Source organism: uncultured Spongiibacter sp. (assembly GCF_964011655.1).
Taxonomy (GTDB): domain Bacteria; phylum Pseudomonadota; class Gammaproteobacteria; order Pseudomonadales; family Spongiibacteraceae; genus Spongiibacter; species Spongiibacter marinus.
The window spans coordinates 36,563-61,993 of sequence record NZ_CAXGPO010000014.1; the positions used below are offsets into that span (position 1 = coordinate 36,563).

Below are 25,431 nucleotides of genomic sequence, written 5' to 3' on the forward strand. Positions count from 1 at the left end.
TTGGTCATGAGAGACGGCTAATTATCTAGTCGTTGGTATATTGTTCTTCCGATCAGTGCGTACTTGTCGGTCACTGCCGCAAGATTTTCAGAGTGGCCAATGATCAACACGTCACCAGGTTGTTGTAGTTTTGCAATTTTGCTGAATATTTTTCTTTGCGTGTCTTTATCAAAATAGATAATGACATTACGAAAAAAAATCAGATCGAAACCCTTCTTAAACGGGAACTCATCTAAAAGATTCAGTTGGCGAAACACCATATTGGTGCGCACCTCATCGCGAATCTTCACTAATCCGTTACGCGCGCCTTTCCCGCGTAGAAAAAAACGTGACCGCAGACGCTCATCAACACCTTCTACACGCGCTGCGTCATAGACGCCCTGTTCTGCTTTGCGCAATACCGACGTATCGATATCGGTGCACAGAATCTTTATATCCCAGGCATCCGGGTTAGCAATGCTGTCCAACACCGTCATCGCGATACTGTATGGCTCTTCACCGCTACTGCATCCCGCGGACCAAATACGACAATACCTCGACGCCATCTCGCGTTCGGCAATAAAGTTTTTAAGAAACTCGAAATGATGTGGCTCTCGGAAAAAGCTGGTGAAGTTCGTCGTGATGGCGTTAATAAAATCGGTGACTTCCGATTCCTCATTTTTCTCAAAGTACTCGATGTATTCCGAAAAATTTTGAAGATTCAATTTGCGGATACGCTTGGCAAAGCGACTGTATACGAGCTGGCGCTTTTCTTCCCCTAAGGTAATCCCTGTACGCGCGTACACGATCTCTTTCAGCTTATTGAAGTCGCGATCTTTGAATTGATATTCAAATTTCACGTCAGACAGATCTTCCGCAGCACTCACAGCAACGCCCCTTGATTAGGCACTGAAACTTCAATTTGAGTACATCACAGCGATTGCCTCACAGACCATAAGTAATGGCACCTACCGCGATTACGATAAACGTCAGTGAGGAATACAAGTCTTCAGAGAAATCACCACCGCGCCACCAACAGCCATTAAGGCAGCACAGGCGATTTGTCCGGCGAGTGTTGGCACCGCAAAGACAACCGAGCATCCCCCAACCGCAAGCATTGACAAAACGGCGATCCATTTTGTTCGACAGTTTACGCAGCGCTGACGCTCCCAGCGTTTTATCGTCGGACCGAAAAGACGGCTTGCCAACAAGCGTTGATGACAGCGCTCAGAACTCTTTGAAAAACATGCTGCGGTAAGCAACAAGAAGGGAGTGGTCGGGAGCAGTGGCAAAAACACGCCAGCCAATGCCAGCAACAGGAATAATAGTCCCGCAGACAAATAGAACATCCGTGCGACGCCAGTCGCTTCTACCGCTCTCATCGCTACGAGACGACGAAATACAACTTGCCATTACCATAGCGTGGAATCGGCACAGTAAAACCGATCACCGCTGAGCCCTCTAGGGTGCCAACGGCATCTGCCAATGCAGCGCCTTCGACTAGCTCTGCCAGCTTTATATGGGTGGATTGATCATTCATCAGCAATCGCGAACAAATGTTTGCCACTTCGTAGAAGTTAGCCCGTACACCTTCGGAGAGATCCTCGTCCTTAGCCATGTCCTCAGCGCCACCTTTGGGAATCATAGAAAGTGCGGCCCCCGAAAATGCGGCGAATGAATAATCGGCAACGAGCATAGCAACCAGTGCACCCTCATCATCGACATAGCTCGCGCCTATCGCAGATGATGGCAAAGACGCATCACCGTCGCCGACCTCTAAGTCATCGACGCCGAAAAGCATGGCGAGCATACTCGCTACCGAACCGGCTTTGGGTTTTAACAGTGATGCCATGGGATTTACCTTCTACATGATTGCACTTAGTACTTTTTGAAAGGAGTCCACAGAGAACGGTTTTGAAATCAAAAACTTCGCGCCACCGGCTGTGGCCTTGGCACGCATTTCCGATGTGGCTTCGGTTGTTATAAACCCAAATTTGGTTTTCAGCCCTTCCTCGTTCATGGCTTCTAAAAGCTCTATGCCGGTCATATTTGGCATGTTCCAATCTGCGAGGACTAAATCAGGCAACTGGCCTTTCACCATTTCCAAGGCGATGGCGCCATCTTCAGCCTGAGAAACGTCATTGCCGTCGAAGCCTGCTTGACGCAATGTTCTGATAATCATATTTCTCATCGCCGCACTGTCGTCGACCACAAGTATGTTCATGCTTAGCCACCTTTTTTCATCGAAATTGCGCAATACTTCTATGCTGATAATTTGAGCACACACATTGCGAAACTCCCAATTAGTGAACATACCTATTGTTGAAAAGGCGCTGCGAATGAGACTGTTTGTAAAATAACTTGTCCGGGATTACGCCAATGGAAAGTGCAAAATCACTGGTAACAAATGCGAGCTCTCTGGTGTCTTTTCCCAGCATCGCCATTGAAGTTGGAAAAGTGATTAATAGCGAAGATGGATCCGTTCGAGACGTCGCAAAACTCATTGAATCAGACCCTGCTTTAACCGCGAAGTTACTTCGAGTGGCAAACAGTGCTGCCTTCCCCAGTGTCTCAGAGGTCGACACCGTCCCTAAAGCCATTACCCGCATTGGTTCGCGCACGATCAATCAAGTACTCACAGGAATCGAGGTGGCACGCTGCTTCGAAGGCGTCGAAAACGCCGCCTTTTCGATTGACGAATTTTGGCGCCACAGTATTTATACCGCGCTTATCGCCCAGAATATTGCCAACATCTGCCGGAAGGTTGAGCCCGGCGTGGCGTTTACCGCAGGCCTGCTACACGATATTGGCGATCTTATTTTATATAACGCGACAAAAGAGCGTGGCGAACAATGTTTCTCACAGTCGCTGCTCGACAACGACGGTCTGGAAACTTATAAAACTGAGCAAGATTTTTTTGGCTTTGACCACAGCGACGTCGGCTACGAATTAGCCAGTCAGTGGTCACTGCCGACGTCGATCCAAGAGAGTATTCTTGCTCACCACACACCGAATAAACTGGAGGATATTCCAGACCTAGTATATGTGGTGCATATCGCAAATAGCCTCGCTGTATTATGTGAGCTAGACAGCGACGATTTTTCTGAGGCGGCGCCGATTCTGGACACGGCGTGGCAGACTTTAGGTCTGGACCCAAGTCAGGCGACAGAGATTATCGGCGACATCAAAGCCAGCGCTGAAGACATTCTCCAGGCATTTTCCGCTTAAATATTCAGGTCCACCAAACGTCGCTTCTCCGCCCAGCGATAGGCGAAACATCCTTCAGCAGGTGAAATTCAAACGGTATTAACCGGCCCTAGTCAAAGAGTTCAATATCACCGTACTCCGGCTGCTCAACCAATGTTTTACCGTAATCGGTTTCTTCTCTGGCAATTTGCTGTGCATGTAGAGAGCGCAATCTCTTCACTAGCACCTGACCCGTAGTAGGGAAATAATTCACCTTCCTGGAAAAGCTCTCACCCAAGTCAGCGGCAGCTATCGGATAGCCTTCCACACTGAGGAACTCTCGAACAAATTTGATATTTTTTGCACCAATATCAGTGAGTCCTCGCATTATTTTGCCGCCGCCGAACAGCTTGATCTCCAAGCGCCTTTTATCGCCGCCACGACGGATAATGTCGTTGATTAAATGCTCCATTGCGTAAATACCGTAGCGCGCCGCCACGCCATCTGCAGCGACGTCACCACCAGGCAGCATAAAGTGATTTAAACCACCCACCCCAATCTCCGGATCGCGAATGCACGCTGCGATACACGACCCCAGCACGGTTGAAATCATTTGATCACTGCGGTCTGTCACGTAGTATTGGCCAGGCAGAACGCGAACCGCATACACGTTGTGTACGCTGTCCCAGTGACAGGATACGCCTGGATAGTGTTCGGAGATTTCACTTCGATTGCGATTTGGCATATTCAAGCAAACGCGCTCCGCCCGTTGTCATGGCTCTACTATTTGTCTGGTGCGCCGCCAGCCTCATTACATACCTGGCCATGCACCTCATGTTCTACCGGACAGCTGTAGCTGCTGGCTAATGTTGCAAGCTCAGAATGGTCGCTATCCAATGTCTTCATTCGCTCAGCGCTGTCTGCAATATGCCCAAGACGCTGAGCACTGCCATCAAACATCTGTAAGCGCTCTGTAATGGTATTTAATGCGCTGCGAACCGCCTCAACGGCCTCGGGCTCACTACCGCCATCGCGCTCCATCCGATCCAATGCTGAAGTAATCTCCATGAACAGAAGAATAATGTCACAGGCTTCCTCTTCCAGCTCCGATGCGACCGCGCGTAATTGAGCAGCATATACAGACAGTACTCGCCGGTCCTCTTCCGACCTCGGTAACATACCGTGATTTACCTCTCGACTGAGTACCACCATTAAAGCCTCTTTCGCGGGTTCCCACTTGCGGGGTCATGCGGCCAACAACGAGGCGAACCCTGCACGACGTATCACGGTATCGATGTCGTCAGGAAAGCCTTGATAGCTAACCTCCCGACCGGTTTTCTGTTGACTCTGGCGAAACAGCGCCAATAACTGCAGACCGGCACTATCGACCTGCTCAACGGCCGACGCATCAATGCTGATATCGCCGTCTGCCGCGGCAGCAAATTCTGCCAAAACCTGATAGAGAGAACCGGCACTGGCAATAACAAGTTCACTGGGAAGTGACTTACCACCGGACTCACTGTCTTCGCTGCCGAGCAGAACAACAAAACCGTCGTCTTCGGTGTTCGGAGTGGCCGTTCCTTGTTCTGGTTCTGGGCTGTTTACATCGGCGCCCGAACCCTGTTCAGGCTCATCACCCAATAGAATAATAAATTCTTCATCTGCCATCGCGTTTTCTCACGCTGTTTTCGCCATAGGCGTCGGCGCGTCGTGGTTGAGTTCATTGCCGGAGAAAAGCTTGTCGATATTTAGAAGAATGAGCATCTTTTCATCGACGGTAGATAAGCCTTTTACATAGTCACTACTCACGCCGCTCGCCCCGACTTCAGGCAAGGCCTGTATATTGGCATCATCTAAGCGATACACCTCCGACACCCCATCCACCACCATGCCAATGGTTCTGGGCTTGTCAGCGCTCTCGACTTTGACAACAATAATCACCGTGGTCGGACCGTGGGGTATGGTCTCCATATTAAAACGCTTTCGCAGGTCGATAATTGGAACGATAGCGCCCCGCAAATTCATGACACCAAGCACAAAGTCAGGCGAATTCGGAATTGGCGTCACGGTGTCCCAACCCTGAATACCTTGCACACGCAATATTTCGACGCCGTATTCTTCACCATTCAGAACAAAGGTCAGATACTGATTGGCATCGCCGGCGCTCAACTGATCGTCAGGGCTGTTACTATATTCACTTGTCATTCGATTTCCCCTACTTTTTAAGCGGCGTTAGAGTCATTGGCTTTGGCATCGCCTGCGTCGCGTACCAGGCCCGGTACGTCGATAATCATGGCAACGTTGCCGTCCCCCAAAATTGTTGCGCCCGCTAGGCCGGTGACCGGCATGTAGTTTTCCTCAAGACTTTTAATGACGACCTGCTGCTGATCTAACAGCTCGTCGACAAATAGCCCCAAGCGCTTTCCATCACTTTCCACGACGACCATCAACTCGCCATCGCTTTCGAGGTACGTTTTTCTTGGTGCGGAGCAATTTAAATTAAAGCGCTCACGCAATCTCACTACGGGGATGTAATCCTCCCGCAGCCGATAGACAACAGAGCCCCCAGCCAAACGCTTTATCTGGTTTGGCGGCACAAGCACCGTTTCGACAATGGACCTTAGTGAGAAGATGTAGACATCATCGCCCACACGCACGAGCTGACCATCGAGAATAGCCAGTGTGAGGGGCAGGCGAATTTTCAGACAGGAGCCTTTTCCTTGCTCGGAGTGAATATCAATCCGGCCACCCAGGTCGGCGATGTTTCTTCGCACGACATCCATACCCACACCGCGGCCAGATAAATCGCTCACGGCCTCGGCTGTCGAAAAGCCTGGCTGGAAGATTAGGTGATGAATTTGCTCTTCACTGAGTTGCTCGGTTTCGCTCACCACACCACGCTCTATGGCGATTTGGTGAATTCTTTTGGCATTCAGGCCCGCGCCGTCATCTTCAACTTCAATAACGATACTGCCGCCTTCGTGGTACGCGCTCAGTTTAAGCGTGCCCACTTCCGGCTTACCTGCCGCGAGGCGCTGCTCGGGCATCTCTATGCCGTGATCTAAGGAATTTCGCACCAGGTGTACTAACGGGTCGCTCATCTTTTCGAGAACGGTTTTATCCAGCTCAGTGTCTTCTCCGGATAATACGAGCTCTACTTTCTTGCCCAGCTTACTACTGATATCCCGAACCAAGCGCTTAAAGCGACTAAAGCTGCTGCTAATTGGCAGCATGCGTATTTGCATCGCACTCTCTTGCAGCTCCCGAGTGTGACGTTCCAACACCATAAGCCCATCGCGCAGACCGGAGTTCGCACCTCTCTCACCACCATCCTCGCCAAACCGCGCCAGCATGGATTGGGTGATAACCAGCTCACCAACGAGATTCAACAGAGCATCAATTTTATCGATATTAACGCGAATCGACCCCGAGTCCCGGCTAGCGGCGGCGGGCGCGGCTGTCGGCTTCGCGGCGTTAGATTCACTTTTTGGCGGCTCAAGTTGGGCGACGGTATTGGCGCTTTCAACAGCACCCGTATCGGCTGTTGCATCAGCTTGCGGGTTCCGGCAGTGTATTTTTAAATCACACTGCTCTTTCACCCATTCAAACGCTGCCTCAATCGCCTCTGCGTCTACGTCGGCTTCCAATTCCAGAACCCAGCCGCAGTAACAATTTTCCGGGTCGACGGAATCAAACTCGACATCCTCAGCCAATTCAGCGACGACATTTAGCTTCCCCAGTGACTCCAGCTCTCTAAAAATGCGAATAGGCTCATTGCCGGTTTTGAATATATTCGCATCCGGTCTGAACTCGATGTCCCAGGTTTTCACGCCCGGCTTTTGCGCCATTGCCTCATCAGTGCCAGCAACAGGCTCCGCCGCTGAAGTGACCGGCGCACTGCCCAACAGGGCATTTATTTTCTCCTGGCACTCCGTCACGGAATTCAGATCGAGCTCAGCGTCGTCCTTAAGCGCAGCGAGCATACCGCGCACGCAATCAACGGCGCCGAGTAACACTTCGATAAGGTCTTCACTCACCGCCCGCTGATTACTGCGCAGCTGGTCTAAAAGTGTTTCAACACCGTGAGTAAATTCTGAAATTGCTGTGAAGCCAAACGTTGCAGCACCACCTTTTATCGAATGTGCCGCTCGGAAAATCGTATTGATAAGCTCTGGGTCAGCATTCCCAGGCTCCAACCCCAGAAGCCCGGACTCCATTACATCGATACCTTCCTCGCTTTCTTCGAAGAAGATGTCGTGGATTTCCTTCATATCCATATCAATGGACATATCTCAACTCCTAGCCGAGCACGCGATCAATAACCTTTATCAGCGACTCAGGGTTAAACGGCTTCACTATCCAGCCTGTTGCACCGGCCTGTTTGCCACGCAGCTTCATATCAGACGCCGACTCGGTCGTCAGGATTAAAATGGGGGTAAACCGACAGGTATCCAGCTTGCGAAGATTTTCGGTAAGCGTAATACCATCCATTATCGGCATGTGGACGTCGGTAATGACCACGTCGTAGGCATTGGCTTCCGCCAGCTCCAATCCTTCTTGACCATCGCTTGCCGATTCCACACTATGGCCGGCCTTACTCAACGTGGCAGACACCAGCTTCCGAATAGATGGTGAATCGTCTACCGCTAAAATGTTCGCCATAGCCCCGCTCCGACTTTCTCGCTGCACTGCTGATTTTTAGAGTCCCCAACGCTATTCAGTACATAGACTTCACGAAAGCCTAAGTATTCGTAATTGTACTAATCTGAGCGGGAACTCACGCAGGCAGAGCGCGGACACACGCCATGATTTGCCGGCATCACGGCTCGACAAAGCCCCAACTTCGTTATGCGAATATCAGCTAGGTACAAACTCGAATCCCCTCTCTGATAAACATCTCAGATACTCTAATTCACATTGAACGCCACAAGGGATTCGCCGCTATGGAACGCAAGCAACCATCGGGACTCGCTATCTTCGCAAATGTCTTACTTCTGTGCGTGAGTGCGGCTGTCGCGCCGACTGAAATTAGCATCATGAGCGGCATCGCTATGCTAGCGATCTTGCTTCTCAGCGCTGCGGCCTTAAGTGGTTGGCACCGACATAGCTAATGTCATTACGCAAGCAATTAACGCTGATCTTATGCGGCTTCGCACTCCTGCCGCTGCTGTTCTTTGGTGCAGTGGACTATTCCATGTCCGTCGCTCACCTAAAGGCCGCGGCTATGCGGGAGCTAACAGCGTTAAGTGACATCCAGCGAGAACGCCTACTCAATCAAGTTAATCAACACAAACAACAAATGCTAATGATTGCCCAGGCACCCGCTGTGACGCAGGCGGCCTACGCGGTGTGGCAGGGCGATGCCGACAACAACAGTTTGGGCTCAGCGCTGGAAGAGGCGCTTTCCCTAGCGCCAAACGTGACCGAGGCGCATATCTATGGCCCCGCTAATACACTGCAGAGTCGCGTGTTTGGTGCGGGATATCATGCCCAAACACCAACCGACGACCGCCGATATTCTGAGATCTCTTTATCCCACGACACCAATGGGCAGGCGCTGCTCGTCGATGAAGCCCCTATCTACCACAGCGGAAAATTTGTCGGCCGGATTCGTCTGTACACAAATGCTGAGCCACTACTACACATATTTACCGACTACAGCGGCATGGGTGAAACCGGCGAATCAATACTGATCCAACCCGACCAGGACCTTCGAGTCAAAGCGCTACACAAACGCCGATATAACGACAGTGGCGACTTGACCTACAACCCCTTTCGCGCGCCCTTTAATAGCAACCATAAAGAGGCTTACGACGTCTTTGATTATCGCGGCGAAGCGGTGCTCTTAGTGGGACAATTCCTTCCCGAGTTGAACTGGGGAATTATTGTTAAGCGCGATATCAGCGAGATACTCGGTCCTGCCAAAGCTATGCTATCGCGCCTCAACATATTCATTATTGCGATTGCCGGGCTCAGTATAATTATTGCCCTGCGTGCAGCAGCGATCATTCATCGCCCTGTGGCGAAGCTAACGCAAACCGCAGAGCGCATTCGCACAGGCGATCTGCGCAAGCGGGCCGATGAGAGCGGCCACAATGAAATGGCGGTATTGGGTCGCGCGATTAACGGCATGCTCGACCAACTTATCGACGACAATACCCAGCTCGAGAAAGCTGTCGCGCAGCGCACCTTCGAGGCAGAGTCAGCAAGAGAGCGAGCCGAGGAAAATAGCCGACTACAAAGCGAGTTCCTGGCCAATATGAGCCATGAAGTTCGCACACCACTGAATGGCATTATGGGTATCGCGAGCATACTCAAACGGTCGGTCAGTGACGACCGAACACAAGAGTACCTCGACATCATCGAAAACTCTGGGCAAAACCTGCTTGTCATTATCGACGACATATTAGAGTTGTCGCGCGCAAACACCGGGCAACTCTGCCTTCACAACGACGACTTTGTCGCCCGTGATGCCTTTTCCACGGTACTGAAATCATCTGCTGAAGCGGCCAGGGAGAAAGGGCTCGTATTTACGGTGGCGTTTTCCAACAATGTGCCACGCACCTTACACGGCGACGCCACACGACTTACGCAAGTGCTAAAGCAGTTACTTAGCAATGCGTTGAAGTTTACCCAGTCAGGTAGCATCGAGGTTAACATTCGCTGGTCGGCAACATCCGCTTCTCGCGGTCAGCTTTGCCTGTCGGTTACCGATACCGGCATCGGTATCCCGCCATCAAAACAGCAAGATGTCTTCAAGCCCTTTGTTCAGGCTGACGGTGGCAGCACTCGCCGCTACGGGGGCAACGGCTTAGGATTGAGTATCGCCTCCCACATCGTCGCCCTCATGGACGGCCGTATTGACGTCACCAGCGCGGAGAACCGCGGCACGACATTCACCGTAACTACCGACTTACTCGTTGCTGAGTCAGCACCACTGGCAAGCCCGACCACGGATCACGTTAGTGGCAAACATGGCGACGCCAGCACAGCAAACATAGTGTCCAGCTCGCCAGCGAGTGGGAACGTACATCAACTACAGCCGCTGGCCCAGCGAGCGGCGCCAACCAGAATGAGACCTGCAACGGCGAAACTCTCATCCCAAGCGGCTACACTGGCGTTTATGGATGACTGCGCATCGTTGGCAGAACCGGCGGTAGAGGACGATAGACACATGATACTGGATGAACAACGCCTGCGTGATATTACCCGCAACAAGCCTGCACTCATCACCAGCATTTCTCAGCTCTTTATCGATGAGCTTCCAGATATGTTGCAAAGCGTCGATGACGCCTACACCAAAGGCGAACGCGACGAGCTCGCTCAGGCCGTACACAGGCTGAAAAGCGCGCTGGGGAATTTCGCAACGCAGGAGTACTATCGTGACATTAGCGGGCTGGAGGCAATGGCCAAAGAGTCTGGCGAACCACTATCCCTATGGCGCGAAAAATGGGATACAGTCACCCTAAAACTACAATTACTGGAAAATGAGTTAAAGGATATAGCGGGCCTCTAGCCGATGGATATATTACTGGTCGACGACGACCCAATCACTCGCCTCGCACTTTGCGCCGCAGTAGAAGACTGGGGCTTTACGCCCGTTGTCGCGAAAAGTGGTGAACAAGCGCTCGAGATCCTGAATGAAGACAGCCCGCCTCACCTTCTTATCATCGACTGGTCGATGCCGGGAATGAGTGGCCCTGAACTTTGCGAAAATATACGCCTGCGAGATGACGGCCAGTTCTTCTACATTCTCATGCTCACCGGCAAAGAGGGCAACGAGGCGGTTATCGAAGCGATGGAATCCGGCGCCGACGACTTCTTGAGCAAACCCTTTGATCACCGCGTGCTTAAGGTTCGGCTCGCCGCAGGCAGCCGCATCGTTCGCCTGGAGCAAACGCTCAATCAACTGGCTTCTCGCGACTCCTTAACCCAGTGCTGGAATCGTCGGATGATCGATGAGCTACTCGACTCAGCGATCGCAGAAGCCCGCCGCAAAACCTCAAATCTGTCGCTGATGGTGCTGGATATCGACCATTTTAAGAAAGTAAACGACACCCACGGCCACGCCGCCGGCGATGTTGCCCTTAAGCATATGGTGAATATTCTCAATACAAATCTGCGTGAGTACGACCAGGTCGGGCGCTATGGCGGAGAGGAATTTGTGGTGATCTTGCCCTCGACCGACAAAGATTCCGCCTGGGGCGTTGCCGAGCGTATAAGGGCCTCTTTGCAATATCACCCAGCACAGGTTGATGCCGAGCTCGATATATCAATGACAGTAAGCATTGGTATTACCGAGTTCCGGCACGACGGCAGCGACAGCCGCATAAGCCTGTTTGAAAGGGCCGACCGGGCTCTGTATACCGCTAAGCACTCGGGCCGAAACCGCGTCGTCTATGGTGATTAGGCGGTAAACTTTCTTTGGCATCGTGCTCGTTTTAATATAGGCGAATTAAAAACACCATAACAAATCTCACTCGCCACGAGTCGCGTATGAAGCGGTAATACCAACACAATGGAAACGATCATGCCTAGCCCCAGCCTCACATTGAGCCATGGCTCTGATATTCGGCCTCCGCGTCTCTCGAACACCCTCGGAGAATTCGGTCGCGCCGCCAAGGAATGTAGCTTGCTAGTTTCCCGCCACCGGCAGCTCGCAAAATTACCCAGAGGCGACGGCCACCCCGTTATTGCCCTCCCCGGCTACGGTGGTGACGATGGCAGTATGTCAGCATTGCGTTACTGGCTGCGGCGCTGGAACTACCAGGCCGAACCATGGAAACTTGGCCGCAATATTCCCGCCGGGCGTATCTCACAAATGGAGCACATGCACGAGTTTCAAGAGCATATGCTCAGCCGCATCCAGCAGCGTGTAGATGATTTATACGAGCTGTGCGACAGGCAGCCCATCAGTCTAATCGGCTGGAGCCTGGGGGGCATTTACGCCAACGCCATGGCGCAGCGTGAGCCGGAGAAAATCCGCCGCGTGATTAGCCTGGGCACCCCCTACGGTGACCCGAAAGGAACCGCCGCCTGGAACGTTCTCAAGTTACTCAATCGCAGCACAACGCCCGACCACGAGCAAAACACGGATCAGTGGGTAGAGTTGAATGCAGGGCCACGCACCGTGCCGACAACAGTGATCTACAGTCCCTGCGACGGGATTGTGTCGCCCTCTATCGCCCGACTTGAGGGGCCAAATATCGACAATATCGAGGTCGATTCCAGCCACCTCGCCTTTGCCTGGAATCCCGCTGTTATGGAGAAAGTTGCCGAGGTTCTCGCTCGCCCCCTCCCCTGAGCGCATCATCGCCGCCACGATGCGGCGATTTCCTCCCACATCGTAGCGGCGCGCTCCCCCAGCGCGGTGTGCCAACAGCCCCTAGTACAAATGGGCTGTTGCGTGCAGTAGTCGAATATGCTTTAACTGCACACTGCAACATAACAATAATCAGCACCAATGGAGCACTACGTGAAGAACACAACCCCTATTGCAGCAGGGCTGTGCCTGCTCGCCAGCTCAATCGCCCAGTTAAGCTACGCCCAAGAGAAAAATACGCCTCGCGGCCTGGAAGAGGTGATTGTGACCGCTCAGAAAAAAGCGGAATCCCTACAGGATACGCCCATTTCGCTCACTGCCTTCGGCGAAGAGCGCCTAGAAATTGACGGCATCAACAACTTGAACGATATCGGCTCCAAGGTCCCCAGCCTGACGATTGAGCCATTTCCGATCAACAATGCAACACTGCGAATCTTTATCCGCGGTATCGGCCTGTCTGACGTTCAGGTAACGCAGGATCCGCCGATCGGGATTTATGTGGACGGCGTTTATATCGCACGCTCCACAGGCACCGCGCTCGACGTTGCTGAATTACAGCGTATAGAAGTACTCCGCGGCCCCCAGGGCACACTATACGGCCGCAACACCACTGGTGGCGCCATCAACCTAGTGACTAAGCGCCCAACGACTGAGGCCTTCGAATTCAAAGAAAAACTCACATTCGGCAACCGCAACCAGTTCACCTCTAAAACCACCGCGAACATTCCTATCAGCGATACCTTGGCGGCCAAGGTCGCCTATCTGACAACGGAAATGGACGGTTTCATCGAAAACACCGGCCCCGGCGGTGATTTTGGCGACCGAGAAGTCGAAGGCTATCGCATCGACTTTCGCTGGGATATCAGTGACACCATGACCTTGGATTACGCCTACGACAAATCCGAGTATGAATACATAAACTACATGTATCAGTCGATTCGCCCCGGCGAACAAAATAAAGGGCAAGCGGAGCCCGTTAGAGAGTTTTCGGTAAGCCAAGCTAAGCACAGTGAAGACCGCTTCGACTCTATGGAAACGTTCCGCCCGATGGAGACGTCAGAAACCGAAATCGAAGGCCACTCCCTCATCCTGACCAAAGATTTTGAAAATGTTCAGGTGAAGTACATCGCGGCCTATCGTGAATTGTATGACGCGTCGTATGCCGACTTAGGCGGCGGAATAGGCTCAGGCCGCTACCGCACCGACTCACATGAATACTGCGGACCCGCAGTCGAGGCACAAACTGGCGAGGAATGCCTGCCTCTCGTCGTGCCGAAAATCTCTCAAGAACAAACCTCTCACGAGCTGCAGTTTGCAGGGAGCCTGTTTAAAGATTCGGTTGACTACATCGTGGGCGCGTACTACTTCGAAGAAGAAGCCACGGAAAACAACGCTCCGCTCCACCACCAGTTCAGCTCGGAAATCAGTGATAACGTTATTCCTATCCCCGTTTTGGGACAAATTCTGGGAAGCACGCTACTCACGGCTGGCGACGTTAAGATCGTTAATATGTTGTCGCAGCGCTACGACATCGAGAACACCGCCAAAGCGGTATTCGGTCAGTTTACCTGGACACCTGGCATTCTCGATGAACGCCTACACCTGACCTTTGGCGCTCGCTATTCCAAAGACTCCCGCGAAGCACTGAAGAATCAGACAGATAAAACCTACCTAGAGATAGGCACGTTAAACCAAGCAATAGATATGCAGAACTTGGGTCCATTGCAGCCTGTTTTGGGTGCAGGTGGCTTCTTATTACCGGGCGATCGCGCCTTCGATAATATCTACGCATCGAAGGATTTCACCGATAGCTCCTTCAGCTTTATTGCCGAATTTGACCTGACCGAGGACATCAACCTCTACGGTAAATTTATCCAGGCCTATAAATCAGGCGGCTTCAACACGCGCGACCCACAGCGCGGCTCCACAGGCACACCCTCAGGCCCAACCACACCAGAGGGCCGCGGTGACGACACAGATCAGCCCGCGCCAGATGGCGTCGTCTACGGCTACGGCTTTGCTGACGGCTTCGACGAGGAACACGTGGATTCTATTGAAGCAGGGATCAAGAGCGAGCTTCTGGATCGCCGACTGCGTATTAATGCCAACCTGTTTTACAGCGAGTACACCGACATTCAGCTCAACTTTATTCTCGCTGGCACTATTGCCGACACCAAAGTGGCGAATGCGGGTGAAGCGGAAATGCGCGGCCTCGAAGCAGACATCACCTTCATGGCGACAGATAACTTGATGCTGATGCTGAACTACGCTTATCTCGATGCAGAAGTGACCAAGGCCGTGGACAAGGCCGGTAATGATGTTACCGATACCTTCGTGTTCTATTCCGCGCCCGAGCACAGTTACACGGCGTCTGCGGACTGGACGATCGGCTCTTGGGATTGGGGCGTGCTGTCGGCCAACGTGAGCTATAACTTCATGGACGACCGCAACGGCGGTGTGCGCGAAGCCAATGCCGTCAACACCTTCATTGGTAGCTACGGCCTGTGGAACGGTCGCCTAAGTCTCAGCCAAGTGCCGGTAAGTCGATTTGGTACATTAAATATCGGCCTGTGGGGTAAAAACCTCGGCGATGAGGAGTACGAAATCACGGCTATCGACAACCTGCCACACAGTGACCGGGCCGTTATCTGGGGAGAACCTCGTACCTACGGTATCGACGTGATCTACGAGTTCTAACCGCCCTCACACCGAGTGTGATAATACCAAGCAATAAAAAAAGGCAGCCCAAGGGCTGCCTTTTTTCTACGCAATCCCTTCTAGATTTTGATAAAGGGTTGCACCAATTTAGCGATCCACCCCCGGAACTCCAGTGGCGCATCCATCCCTGCCAAACAGATGCAGTCCTGGTCTGCATCGGCGATCGGTTGGTGCTCAACCGAACCGTCCAAATCAGCAAAGTCTCCGGCGTTGAACTTACCGAGACTGTCGCTATAACCACCGCGCAGTATCAGTGTCAGTTCGTGGCCGCGGTGGGTGTGAACGGGCATTTGCTTGCCAGCCGCAATTCTCAATAACTTGGCATCCCCTTCCCCGCACTTCAGATCCACTTGTTTCATACCGGGCACGATACTTTTCCACGGCAGAGAATCGAAGTCGTCTTGGTCCACCAGATTGCGCAGCAAGCGAGGTAACTCGCTTCGCGACGCCGCCGCAGGTGAACTTTCAGGCGCCGCGGCTGTGCTTGCTTCGCCGCCCGGGTTCGCATCCAGCAACGCCATCATGGATTCGCGTCGGCCGTCTGAGAGCGGCTTCTCCTGCAACTGCGACATCAAGCTACCGCCAACGGCGTCAGCCTGCGCTACTCGTTTCCGGCATGCGCTGCAGTATTGCAAATGGCAACCCACAACCAGCGCCATGGCGGCTGGTAACGAGCCGGCCGCGTAGCTCAAAATTGTTTCATCGTTTGGATGATGTTCGATGTGCCCCATCATTCATTATCTCCAAAGTGCTGGCGAAACGCTCGTATCGCCAGCCGTAAACTAGATTTCACACTGCCTAGAGGCATCCCGGTCTCTAGCGCTATCTCACTGTGGCTTTTGCCCTCGTAATACGACTTGTACACCACTTGAGCCTGGTTGTTTGGCAACTGCTCAATGACTCTCAAAAGTCGGTCGCCGTCTGCATTAATACTCGGCTCGGGTTCGTAGGTCTCTGTCAAATTCTCGTCAGATTCATACGCTATCCCACGTTGTTTACGCAAACGATCTATCCACAGATTTCGCGCCACGCGAAAAAGCCACGTGCTTACCGCGGCTTTTTCGCGCTTATACAAATGCGCTTTATTCCACAAAGCGAGCAGTGCATCCTGCGTCAAATCTTCCGCTAGTGAGGCTTCCACGCCTTGGCCCAGCAAATAGGCATTCACCCTGGGTGAAAAGTGATCAAAAAGCAGCATAAAGCTCTTTTTGTCCCTCTCACCGGCAACGCGCTCCATGCAATCCGCCCAGAATGCCCCTGTGCGCTCTTGTTGTGTGGCTTCTTTTGCCATGTATTAACCTCTTGAGGCCTCGTTTACGTTGGAGGACTGATTACGGATCATCCCTGATGTTGCCCATAAAATAGCGGCTATCAGCACAAATTGCAGCGGTATGCGCAACCATAGAACCGTGTCAGGTAGCTCGCCGCCGGGGCCTGCAACGCCCGCCATAGCTTGGTAGATATTGGCGGGCAGAACAGCGATGCAATACAGCGCCATAATCTGGCCAACTCGCTGGCGCCAGCTAGGCAAAAATATCAGTGGCGCAATCAGCAGTTCGAACACACCGGTTAACCAAACAATCCAAACTGGGTATGGCAGAAACGGCGGCACGATAGCAGCAAAGTCCTGGGCGAACAAAAAATGTGCAACCCCGCCCGCTAGAAAGAATAAACAGATCAAGCCACGAATTACTGCCTTCACCCTAATCTCCATTTTTGCAAAGGTGTACCCTAGCACCGCGCTGGCAGATTCTACACAGATGCTATCGGCATTTATCAACAATAGTCTAAATACAGGCGCTTGTGACCGCGTCCACCGCTCGTTAACATGGACGTATTCGCTGTGGAGAAGTAGTAATGACCTATAAGAGCATGCCGGAGCTCATCGGCAACACCCCTTTAATACAGCTGAAGGGAGTATCAGAACTCACCGGCTGCACTATTCTTGGCAAAGCGGAGTTTCTTAACCCCGGAGGCTCCGTCAAAGACCGCACAGCACTCGGCATTATTCGCGAAGCAGAACGCGACGGCTCACTGCGCCCCGGCGGCACAATTGTAGAGGGCACCGCTGGCAATACGGGTATTGGTTTGACACTGATCGCCAATGCTCTGGGTTATAAAAGTGTTGTTGTAATGCCGCAAAGTCAAAGCCGCGAAAAGATTGAATTACTCGATCTCTATGGTGCAGATTTGCGGCTCGTTCAAGCCACAAGCTACAGCGACCCCAATCACTATATTCATACTGCCCGCCGCCTCGCTGAAAGCCTCAATGACAGCGAAGCCAACGGGGCCATTTGGGCGCGCCAGTTCGATAATACGGCCAATGCAAAAATTCACCAGGAAACCACCGGCGAGGAAATTTGGCGTCAGACCGACGGGCAAGTTGACGGCTTTATCTGCGCCGTGGGCACTGGCGGAACACTGGCCGGCGTCAGTCGCGCACTCAAAGCCCACAACAAGGACATACACATCGGTCTTGCCGACCCACAAGGCTCTGCACTCTACAACTACTACACCCACGGCGAGCTGCAGGGCGAAGGCCGTTCAATCGCCGAAGGCATTGGCATTAGTTTAATCACCGACAATTTACGCTTGGCGGAAGTCGACAGTGCCCACCAGATCGCGGACGCGGAAGCGCTGCCCTACATCTTTGATTTGCTCCGCAATGAAGGCCTGTGTCTTGGCGGCTCATCGGCAATTAATATCGCGGGCGCCGTTGCACTGGCCCGCAAGTTGGGTCCCGGCCATACGATTGTCACGATTCTTTGCGACTATGGCGACCGTTACAAAAGTAAGCTCTACAACCCGGTATTTTTGGAAAATATGGGCCTGCCCGCTCCAGATTGGCCGGTGAACTGAGTCCTGCAATAACAATACAACACGGAGAGCACATCGCCATGGCCGTAGGCACGATGGTATTTCTAGCAGTTACGGTATTTACCGTACTCTACTTGGTTCTTATGTATAACGGCTTGGTGAATCTCAAGCACAACGTTGCCAAGCACCTCGCCAACATCGATGTGCTGCTCAAACAGCGCCACGACGAACTCCCCAAGCTCGTCGAGACCTGTAAACAGTATATGCAGTTCGAGCAGGACACCCTGCAAAAGGTTATCCTGGCTCGCCAACAAGTCGCTGACGCACAAGCTCAACACGACATAAAAAGCCTCGGGCAAGCGGAAAATGGCTTGCGCAGCAGCCTCGGGCAACTCTTCGCTCTCGCGGAAAATTACCCAGAGCTCAAAGCAGATGGGGTATTTCAAAATCTCCACACCCGCATTTCTGCGCTCGAGAATGCCATTGCGGACCGGCGCGAGGTCTACAACGAAGCCGTCAACAATAACAACGTGCGTATAGAACAGTTCCCGGACGTGCTGATTGCCCGAGCATTTAACTTCAAGGCCTTCGACTTGTTACAGTTCGAAAAAGCAGAATTGAAGGATGTGAATATCAGCACCTTGTTCAACAGCTAGCGCAATATGGAAGGGCTTTTCCATATTGCCTTATTGGGCGTAATAAGTATTGTTGCCGCCGTCGCCAGCTTTTCTCGGCTCGGACGCGCGCGCCTCATTGAGGACACCCCAACATCCAAGATCCGCTCAGCCTCTCAGGGCTATGTGGAGCTAATCGGCAGCGGCGAACGCCCGGAGCAAACCACGCCGTTGCTTAGTAAGCTATCGGCCAGCCCCTGCATTTGGTTTCGCTATCGCATAGAACGCTATGAGCGCAGTGGCAAAAACAGCCGCTGGCGTAAAATAGAAGGCTTCAGCAGCGAGCAGCCTTTTTTGCTCAACGACGGCAGTGGTCGCTGCTACATCTTCCCCGACAAAGCAGATATATCCAGCCACCGCAAACGCAGCTGGTATGGCAGTAGCCGCTACCCGATTTCGGAGCAGAAGCACTCGCTGTTTGGCCGGCGTTACCGCTATACCGAAGAGCTTCTCTGCGAGGGCGACCTGCTCTACGCGCTGGGCCTTTTTGAAACCCGCCACCCGCCGAGCGACGCTCAGCGCAATCAATCGCGAATGGCGGAGATTCTAAAGGACTGGAAACAGGACTACGACAAACTCGTGCAGCGCTTTGACCGCGATAACAATGGCGAGATAGACCCGGCTGAGTGGGAGCTGGCGCGCAGGGAGGCCCTTCGCATGGCAGAGCGAGAAGCGCGTAAAAGCTCGCCGAGCCAAGCAGTGAATACGCTCCGTCACTCGCCCAATCGACAACAACCGTTTATCATCGCCACCTCAGAACCCGAATCCCTGAGTCGACGCTACCGCTGGCAGGCGCTAGCATGGTTAATAGTGAGTGTGGGCTGCGCCGCTGGCGTGGCCTGGCTTTTGCTTCAGGAAAACCTGTCGACGATAGGCGCAGTATAGGACCAGCACCATGACAACGCGGCGCAATACCCGTGAGCGCATTTTACAAGTGGCAGAGGAACTGTTTGCACAGCAGGGCTTCGCCGCGACTTCTATCAGTGAAATCGCCGTGCAGGTTGGTATCAGCAGCCCCGGGATCTACAAACACTTCAGCAACAAACTCGCCATTTACGAGGAAGTTTGCGAACGCCTGATGGCCCCCCTGGTGGAAAAAACCAGCAAACTCCACACGGCTGCCAACTTCCTGGAGATCCGCGAGCAAATTCACACCATCATGAGTGACCTGAGCGCTCGCCCCAATATTGCTCGCCTGGTGCAACACGCCACACTGGCGCAAGATGAAACGCTGACTCTGCTCAGCGAGCGCTGGTACCGGAAAATATTCGCCTTTATCAGCGACGGCGCGAACAACCCCAATATCGAGTGGATACACGCCCCCACTGCGATGGCCTTCCACTGTATGATTTTGGGCTACGTGACACTGGCCCCATTACATCAATCCATCTTTGGCATAGACCCAATGGAGCCAAAACAGTTAGAGGCGCAATTGCAGCTGCAGCACGATATGGTCGACGGCTTCAATTTACTGCTGCCCGAGCAGCAATAAACCCATTACCTGGCTAATATTTCCGCCGCCTCTCGCATGGCAGCGCCGTGTTTCTCCTCGAGCGCAGCCATATGCTTGCGATAGTTCTCACGCTCGGTACGACCCAATGATTTCCAGGCATCGTGAGTGGGGATATCTGCCAGTTCTGCCGCCATTTCAACAAACACCCCGGCTTGTTGCCGAACCCCAGCATCGATAGCCGGCTGATCAACCAGCACTGCGACCCGCAAGCACAGCTCACTGCCCCCCACCTGCCCGTCGAGGAAACACTTTGCCAACACGCGAATACTCTCGCGCGCCCCCAAGGCGTGCTCGTTGCTCGCTGGCTGAAATTCTACCACTGCGTCGTCTGCGGCCTGCACTGCAGCGCGCTGGGCCTTGGATAGCGCGCGCAACCGCATCAGCAGTATCGCGGCGTAACTGGCCAATACCAAAATGATCACCGCGCCTGCCACAAGCCACACTGTGTAGCCTTCCATAATTCCCCCAAGCCGTTTCGTAAAGGCGAGCATTTTACCCGCTATCAGCGGAGAACGCCCTGCCTTATAATGGCGCCCCCAAAAACGGAGGCTTGCCGTGTCTACGCCAGATGCTATCCGCTGGAACAACAACCAGCTAGAACTACTCGATCAACGCGCACTGCCCAATACCTGCGCCTACTTGAGCTACGACCGTGCTGAAGACGTTGCCCACGCCATTCGCGACATGGTCGTACGCGGCGCACCGGCCATCGGCATTACCGCCGCCTACGGCATGGCATTGGCGTGTAGACAATGTGGTGAGCAGCCCAGTGTTGCCGCTTGGACAAACGCCTTAGCGGCACCTCGCCAGGCCCTAGCAGACAGTCGCCCCACTGCCGTGAACCTGTTTTGGGCGCTGCAACGTTGCGATCTCGTCGTGGAACAGTACGGCAACAGCCCGGGCCTTGGATCGGCGATGCTGGCATTGGCCCAGCAAATCCACCAGGAAGACATCGATATTAACCGGCGCATCGGCGACCACGGCGCGACATTAATCGAGCCCGATAGCTTGGTGTATACCCACTGTAATGCCGGCGCGTTGGCGACTGGCGGCTACGGTACAGCGCTCGGCGTCATTCGCTCTGCATGGCGTGAAGGCACTCTCCGCGGCGTGATTGCCGGAGAAACTCGGCCGTGGATGCAGGGTGCCAGATTAACCAGCTGGGAACTCATGCAAGACGCTATCCCGGTAACGCTGGCAACCGAGGGTGCAGCCGCTCAATTAATGCGCGAATTGACACCCAGCTGGGTCATTGTCGGGGCCGACCGCGTCGCCGCCAATGGCGATGTCGCCAACAAAATCGGCACCTACAACCTCGCCATTATCGCGCGTCACCACGGCGTAAAGATGATGGTGGCCGCGCCAACGAGCACCTTTGACCGCACGATGGATGGCCCTGACATCCCCATAGAGCAGCGCAGCGCCTCTGAGATCACTCACAGTCAAGGCACTGCCATTGCGCCGCAAGGCTGCCCGGCACACAACCCGGCCTTCGATGTCACGCCCGCGTCACTCATTGATGCCATCGTGACCGAACACGGTGTCATACATCAGCCAGGGCGAGACACCATCGCCGCTCATCTCGACAAAGCAGCAACCGGGAGCGCCTCATGAAAAAGACCAAGACCTTTTTCGACAAAGCGATCGCGCTGGCTGCCGCGGGCGCCGAGCTGTATCAGCGCGGCTGGGTGCCAGCCACTAGCGGCAACTTTTCGCTCCGCCTGGACAGTGATAGCGCGCTGGTAACCGCCTCAGGTAAACACAAAGGCCAGCTCGGCCCCACCGACTTTATTGCCGTCGACTTCGACGGCGCCGCGCTTAGCGACGGCAAGCCCTCGGCGGAAACCCTGCTCCACACCGCCCTGTACCGCCGCTTCGCAGACCTCGGCGCGGTCCTGCACTGCCACAGCGCAACGGCGACCATTCTGTCGCGGCTCCACGCCAGCGACGGCAAAATCACGCTGCGTGACTACGAGTTGCTAAAGGCTTTTCCCAACATTGACAGTCACGCGACGTCGGTTGATATTCCGATCTTTGCAAATACGCAAGACATCGCCGAGTTGGCCATAGAAGTAGATCAGTACCTTCAGGAATACCCAGCGTGCCCAGGCTATCTGATAGAAGGTCACGGTCTGTACTGCTGGGGGCAAACCCTGAACGACTGTTTACGCCACCTGGAAGCCCTTGAATTTATGCTGGACTGCGAGCTGGAAATGCATCGCTTGCGCCGCTAACCGAGGATCAACACCATGACAGCATTGCGCGTGTACCGCGACGATAACAGCGACGACATCGTTACCCAAAGCACTGACGCTGCCGAGATTCAACACCAGCTCGCCGCGCTCGGCGTACGCTTTGAACAGTGGCGCACGCGCAGCGAGGTCAAAGCCGGTGATGATGCCGAGACGGTGTTAAAAACGTATCAAGCCGAGGTAGACGCCCTGGTTGCGCAACAGGGCTACCAGAGCGTCGACGTTATCAGTCTTGATAACAGCCACCCCGACAAGGCTGCCCTGCGCGAGAAATTTTTATCCGAGCACTGCCACAGCGAAGACGAGGTGCGCTTCTTTGCCGACGGTTGCGGCCTGTTTGCACTGCATATTGGGGCCATGGTCTACGAAGTGCTTTGCGAGCGTGGCGACCTGATTAGCGTCCCGGCAAACACCCCACACTGGTTTGACCTGGGACCCACTCCGGCATTGCTCGCGATTCGATTTTTTAACAATCCCGACGGCTGGGTGGCGCACTACACCGGTAGCGATATTGCCCAGCGTTACTCTCGCCTGGACACACTATGATCAAGGCTATTGTCACCGACATCGAAGGCACAACCAGCGCCATCGACTTCGTTACCCAAGTGCTGTTCCCTTACGCCCGCAAACATCTGGGTGACTTTGTCGTCGCGCACCACCGCGAGCCGAAAGTCAGCGGAATACTTAAAGAAACCGCCCGCATTGCCAAACTCAATGCAGATGACCACTCGGCCATCATCCGTGTTCTGGAGCAATGGATAGATGATGACCGAAAAATAACACCTCTGAAAAGCTTACAGGGCCTAATCTGGGAGCACGGCTATGCGAATGGCGACTTCCGCGCCCATGTCTACAGCGACGCTGTCGCCGCCCTGACGCAGTGGCATAAACAGGGCATCGCCCTCTATGTTTACAGCTCGGGCTCGATCCTCGCTCAGAAACTTTTTTTCGGGCACAGCGAGGCAGGTGACCTTCGCAAGCTGTTCAGTGACTACTTCGACACGACCACCGGCCCCAAACGCGATGCCGCCTCCTACCGGGAAATCAGCCGCGCACTGGACATACCAGCCGCGCAAACGCTCTTTTTGTCCGACATTGTTGAAGAGCTCGACGCCGCCGCCCAAGCGGGCATGCGCACGGTCTGGGTTCAGCGCAGCGGTGACCTTGTCGGTCACGCAACACATCAGTGCGTTAGCCACTTTGGCCAAATCCAGCTGAATTAAGGCTAGGTCCCTCGCCGCTGCTTGCGAACAAGCGGCGGCTCCCTCCCCCCCTTTGCTCAGTTCGTTACAGCACAGCGAAAAAGTGACACAAAAAGTTGACGTTAACGTAAACGTAATCTATAACATGCAACACAACCGCCTGAACCCATTTCAAAATGACGCAACAGTACAGCATCTCCGACCTCGCCTCGGAGTTTGACATTACCACCCGCAGTATTCGCTTCTACGAAGAGAAGGGGCTCCTGCGCCCCATACGCAGGGGCCAAACGCGAGTGTATAGCAGCGCTGACCGCACCAAGCTGAAACTGATTCTGCGCGGTAAACGGCTAGGCCTGTCACTGGAGGAGAGCCGCGACATTATTGAAATGTACGCCCCCCAGCGCGACAACAGCCCGCAGTTGCAAAGACTGATCGACAAAATTCGCGAAAAGCGCCAGCAGCTAGAGCAACAACTCAACGATATTCAAACCCTATTACAAGAACTCGATGCCGCAGAGACGCGATGCCTTGACGCTTTAGACAACGCCTCGCCTGACCAGAGCATCACTGCTAAGGAGCCCTGATATGAGCACCGCCTACCCCAGCCTTAACTTCGACCTCGGCGAAGACATCGATATGCTCCGAGAAACGGTTTATCGCTTTGCACAGGCCGAAATTGCCCCGCGTGCAGAGAGCATAGACAAGGACAACCAGTTCCCCTTGGATCTGTGGCGTAAATTCGGCGACCTGGGCCTGCTGGGTATCACCGTCAGCGAAGAATACGGCGGCAGCGATATGGGCTACCTGGCGCACGTTGTGGCGATGGAAGAGATCAGCCGCGCCTCGGCCTCTGTGGGCTTGTCCTACGGCGCGCATTCCAATTTGTGCGTAAACCAGATCTTTAAAAACGGCAACGCGGCACAGCGCGAGAAGTATCTGCCCAAGCTATGCAGCGGCGAGCATATCGGCGCGCTGGCGATGTCAGAACCCAACGCCGGCTCGGATGTGGTGAGCATGAAACTCCGGGCAGAGAAAAAAGGTGACCGCTATATCCTCAACGGCAACAAAATGTGGATCACCAACGGCCCCGACGCTCACACCTATGTGATCTATGCCAAAACTGATCCACAGGGCGGCTCCAAGGGAATCAGTGCCTTTATTGTCGAACGCGATTTCCCGGGCTTCTCCCGCTCCCCCAAACTCGACAAGCTAGGTATGCGCGGCTCAAATACCTGCGAGCTGGTATTCCAGGACTGTGAGGTCCCTGCAGAAAACCTCATGGGCAATGAGGGCGACGGCGCGCGCATTTTGATGAGCGGCCTGGACTTCGAGCGCACGGTGCTGTCTGGCGGGCCAACGGGGATTATGCTGGCTTGCATGGACGTCGTGGTGCCCTACTTACACGAGCGCACCCAATTCGGCCAGAGCATTGGCGAGTTTCAGTTAATGCAGGGCAAGGTCGCCGACATGTACTGCGATCTCAATGCCAGCCGGGCCTATTTGTACACTGTCGCCAAAAGCTGTGACCGCGGAGAAGAAACCCGCAAAGACGCCGCCGCCGTCATTCTGTACACCGCTGAAAAGGCCACACAAATGGCGCTGCAAGCCATTCAAACTCTCGGCGGCAACGGCTACATCAACGACTACCCGACAGGCCGCCTACTTCGCGATGCCAAGCTTTACGAGATTGGCGCTGGCACCTCTGAGGTTCGCCGTATGCTGATCGGTCGAGAACTGTTTAACGAAACCCGCTAAGTGATTGGAGACC

Annotated in this window: 28 protein-coding genes; 15 read left to right on the top strand and 13 right to left on the bottom strand. The window is 53.8% G+C overall.

Features of this window, described 5'->3' with window-relative positions; translation table 11 throughout:
* Positions 1-17 precede the first annotated feature (17 nt).
* The 3 genes from ABNS66_RS08735 to ABNS66_RS08745 form a co-directional block, all read right to left on the bottom strand.
* Positions 18-866: a protein-glutamate O-methyltransferase CheR gene (locus ABNS66_RS08735; protein WP_204995321.1), complete on the bottom strand. Its 849-nt coding sequence runs from the start codon at positions 864-866 to the stop codon at positions 18-20.
* Between the two features lie 497 nt (positions 867-1,363).
* Positions 1,364-1,831: a hypothetical protein gene (locus tag ABNS66_RS08740; RefSeq protein ID WP_204995319.1), complete on the bottom strand. Its 468-nt coding sequence runs from the start codon at positions 1,829-1,831 to the stop codon at positions 1,364-1,366.
* A 12-nt stretch (positions 1,832-1,843) separates the two neighbouring features.
* Complete coding sequence (locus ABNS66_RS08745; RefSeq protein ID WP_204995318.1) at positions 1,844-2,203, bottom strand: response regulator; 360 nt, start codon at positions 2,201-2,203, stop codon at positions 1,844-1,846.
* A gap of 155 nt (positions 2,204-2,358) precedes the next feature.
* Here ABNS66_RS08745 and ABNS66_RS08750 point away from each other — a divergent pair, with 155 nt between their 5' ends.
* Positions 2,359-3,207, top strand: coding sequence for an HDOD domain-containing protein (locus ABNS66_RS08750; protein WP_204995317.1), 849 nt, complete (start codon positions 2,359-2,361; stop codon positions 3,205-3,207).
* 88 nt (positions 3,208-3,295) lie between these two features.
* On the opposite strand, the gene cheD is transcribed toward ABNS66_RS08750, so the two are convergent.
* Genes cheD through ABNS66_RS08780 form a run of 6 tightly spaced genes read right to left on the bottom strand, consistent with a single transcriptional unit; the run spans position 3,296 to position 7,827 of the window.
* Positions 3,296-3,910: a chemoreceptor glutamine deamidase CheD gene (gene cheD, locus ABNS66_RS08755; RefSeq protein WP_239547620.1), complete on the bottom strand. Its 615-nt coding sequence runs from the start codon at positions 3,908-3,910 to the stop codon at positions 3,296-3,298.
* A 38-nt stretch (positions 3,911-3,948) separates the two neighbouring features.
* Positions 3,949-4,377 carry a hypothetical protein gene (locus ABNS66_RS08760; RefSeq protein WP_204995315.1) on the bottom strand — a complete coding sequence of 143 codons (429 nt, stop codon included), beginning with the start codon at positions 4,375-4,377 and terminating at the stop codon, positions 3,949-3,951.
* A gap of 33 nt (positions 4,378-4,410) precedes the next feature.
* A complete protein-coding gene (locus ABNS66_RS08765) occupies positions 4,411-4,833 on the bottom strand; it encodes an STAS domain-containing protein (protein WP_286839864.1) in 423 nt (140 codons plus the stop codon).
* A 9-nt stretch (positions 4,834-4,842) separates the two neighbouring features.
* Positions 4,843-5,370, bottom strand: a complete 528-nt coding sequence (locus ABNS66_RS08770; RefSeq protein ID WP_204995313.1) for a chemotaxis protein CheW — start codon at positions 5,368-5,370, stop codon at positions 4,843-4,845.
* A 17-nt stretch (positions 5,371-5,387) separates the two neighbouring features.
* Positions 5,388-7,454 carry a chemotaxis protein CheA gene (locus ABNS66_RS08775; protein WP_286839862.1) on the bottom strand — a complete coding sequence of 689 codons (2,067 nt, stop codon included), beginning with the start codon at positions 7,452-7,454 and terminating at the stop codon, positions 5,388-5,390.
* 10 nt (positions 7,455-7,464) lie between these two features.
* Positions 7,465-7,827: a response regulator gene (locus ABNS66_RS08780; RefSeq protein ID WP_204995311.1), complete on the bottom strand. Its 363-nt coding sequence runs from the start codon at positions 7,825-7,827 to the stop codon at positions 7,465-7,467.
* 448 nt (positions 7,828-8,275) lie between these two features.
* On the opposite strand from ABNS66_RS08780, the gene ABNS66_RS08785 reads away from it, so the two are divergent.
* The 4 genes from ABNS66_RS08785 to ABNS66_RS08800 all read left to right on the top strand — a co-directional run bounded on the left by ABNS66_RS08785 (position 8,276) and on the right by ABNS66_RS08800 (position 15,184).
* A complete protein-coding gene (locus tag ABNS66_RS08785; RefSeq protein WP_286839859.1) occupies positions 8,276-10,681 on the top strand; it encodes a hybrid sensor histidine kinase/response regulator in 2,406 nt (801 codons plus the stop codon).
* A gap of 3 nt (positions 10,682-10,684) precedes the next feature.
* Positions 10,685-11,575, top strand: a complete 891-nt coding sequence (locus ABNS66_RS08790; RefSeq protein WP_286694526.1) for a diguanylate cyclase — start codon at positions 10,685-10,687, stop codon at positions 11,573-11,575.
* A 120-nt stretch (positions 11,576-11,695) separates the two neighbouring features.
* Positions 11,696-12,469, top strand: a complete 774-nt coding sequence (locus ABNS66_RS08795; protein ID WP_286839855.1) for an alpha/beta fold hydrolase — start codon at positions 11,696-11,698, stop codon at positions 12,467-12,469.
* A gap of 171 nt (positions 12,470-12,640) precedes the next feature.
* A complete protein-coding gene (locus ABNS66_RS08800; RefSeq protein ID WP_204995307.1) occupies positions 12,641-15,184 on the top strand; it encodes a TonB-dependent receptor in 2,544 nt (847 codons plus the stop codon).
* A gap of 80 nt (positions 15,185-15,264) precedes the next feature.
* Here the strand turns inward: ABNS66_RS08800 and ABNS66_RS08805 are convergent, their stop codons facing one another.
* The 3 genes from ABNS66_RS08805 to ABNS66_RS08815 are packed head-to-tail and all read right to left on the bottom strand — an operon-like array spanning position 15,265 to position 16,907.
* Positions 15,265-15,939, bottom strand: coding sequence for a ChrR family anti-sigma-E factor (locus tag ABNS66_RS08805; protein ID WP_348655302.1), 675 nt, complete (start codon positions 15,937-15,939; stop codon positions 15,265-15,267).
* The gene (locus tag ABNS66_RS08810; protein WP_286838021.1) at positions 15,936-16,442 is read right to left on the bottom strand and encodes a sigma-70 family RNA polymerase sigma factor; all 507 of its coding nucleotides are present in this window, start codon (positions 16,440-16,442) and stop codon (positions 15,936-15,938) included. The genes ABNS66_RS08805 and ABNS66_RS08810 overlap by 4 nt, the downstream gene beginning before the upstream one ends.
* Positions 16,443-16,499: 57 nt before the next feature.
* Positions 16,500-16,907, bottom strand: a complete 408-nt coding sequence (locus tag ABNS66_RS08815; RefSeq protein ID WP_286838023.1) for a hypothetical protein — start codon at positions 16,905-16,907, stop codon at positions 16,500-16,502.
* A 155-nt stretch (positions 16,908-17,062) separates the two neighbouring features.
* On the opposite strand from ABNS66_RS08815, the gene ABNS66_RS08820 reads away from it, so the two are divergent.
* From ABNS66_RS08820 to ABNS66_RS08835, 4 genes are read left to right on the top strand one after another with little or no spacing between them, the layout of a single operon-like run.
* Entirely contained in the window at positions 17,063-18,064 is a 1,002-nt protein-coding gene (locus ABNS66_RS08820) for a cysteine synthase A (RefSeq protein WP_204995304.1), read from the top strand.
* Between the two features lie 38 nt (positions 18,065-18,102).
* Positions 18,103-18,678: a LemA family protein gene (locus ABNS66_RS08825; RefSeq protein WP_286838025.1), complete on the top strand. Its 576-nt coding sequence runs from the start codon at positions 18,103-18,105 to the stop codon at positions 18,676-18,678.
* 6 nt (positions 18,679-18,684) lie between these two features.
* Positions 18,685-19,581 carry a GIDE domain-containing protein gene (locus tag ABNS66_RS08830; RefSeq protein ID WP_286838027.1) on the top strand — a complete coding sequence of 299 codons (897 nt, stop codon included), beginning with the start codon at positions 18,685-18,687 and terminating at the stop codon, positions 19,579-19,581.
* A 10-nt stretch (positions 19,582-19,591) separates the two neighbouring features.
* Positions 19,592-20,188: a TetR/AcrR family transcriptional regulator gene (locus ABNS66_RS08835; protein ID WP_051171304.1), complete on the top strand. Its 597-nt coding sequence runs from the start codon at positions 19,592-19,594 to the stop codon at positions 20,186-20,188.
* A gap of 5 nt (positions 20,189-20,193) precedes the next feature.
* Here the strand turns inward: ABNS66_RS08835 and ABNS66_RS08840 are convergent, their stop codons facing one another.
* Positions 20,194-20,667: a DUF2489 domain-containing protein gene (locus ABNS66_RS08840; RefSeq protein ID WP_286838029.1), complete on the bottom strand. Its 474-nt coding sequence runs from the start codon at positions 20,665-20,667 to the stop codon at positions 20,194-20,196.
* A 97-nt stretch (positions 20,668-20,764) separates the two neighbouring features.
* Between ABNS66_RS08840 and mtnA the strand changes: the two genes are divergently transcribed.
* The 6 genes from mtnA to ABNS66_RS08870 all read left to right on the top strand — a co-directional run bounded on the left by mtnA (position 20,765) and on the right by ABNS66_RS08870 (position 25,418).
* Positions 20,765-21,823, top strand: coding sequence for an S-methyl-5-thioribose-1-phosphate isomerase (mtnA, locus tag ABNS66_RS08845; RefSeq protein WP_286838031.1), 1,059 nt, complete (start codon positions 20,765-20,767; stop codon positions 21,821-21,823).
* Positions 21,820-22,443 carry a methylthioribulose 1-phosphate dehydratase gene (locus ABNS66_RS08850; RefSeq protein ID WP_204995299.1) on the top strand — a complete coding sequence of 208 codons (624 nt, stop codon included), beginning with the start codon at positions 21,820-21,822 and terminating at the stop codon, positions 22,441-22,443. The genes mtnA and ABNS66_RS08850 overlap by 4 nt, the downstream gene beginning before the upstream one ends.
* A 15-nt stretch (positions 22,444-22,458) precedes the next feature.
* Positions 22,459-23,007: a cupin gene (locus tag ABNS66_RS08855; protein ID WP_204995298.1), complete on the top strand. Its 549-nt coding sequence runs from the start codon at positions 22,459-22,461 to the stop codon at positions 23,005-23,007.
* Positions 23,004-23,684: an acireductone synthase gene (gene mtnC, locus ABNS66_RS08860; RefSeq protein ID WP_286838033.1), complete on the top strand. Its 681-nt coding sequence runs from the start codon at positions 23,004-23,006 to the stop codon at positions 23,682-23,684. The genes ABNS66_RS08855 and mtnC overlap by 4 nt, the downstream gene beginning before the upstream one ends.
* A 155-nt stretch (positions 23,685-23,839) precedes the next feature.
* On the top strand, positions 23,840-24,247 hold the full coding sequence (locus ABNS66_RS08865; protein ID WP_204995296.1) for a MerR family DNA-binding transcriptional regulator: 408 nt from the start codon (positions 23,840-23,842) through the stop codon (positions 24,245-24,247).
* Between the two features lies 1 nt (position 24,248).
* Positions 24,249-25,418, top strand: a complete 1,170-nt coding sequence (locus ABNS66_RS08870; RefSeq protein WP_204995295.1) for an isovaleryl-CoA dehydrogenase — start codon at positions 24,249-24,251, stop codon at positions 25,416-25,418.
* Positions 25,419-25,431 lie beyond the last annotated feature (13 nt).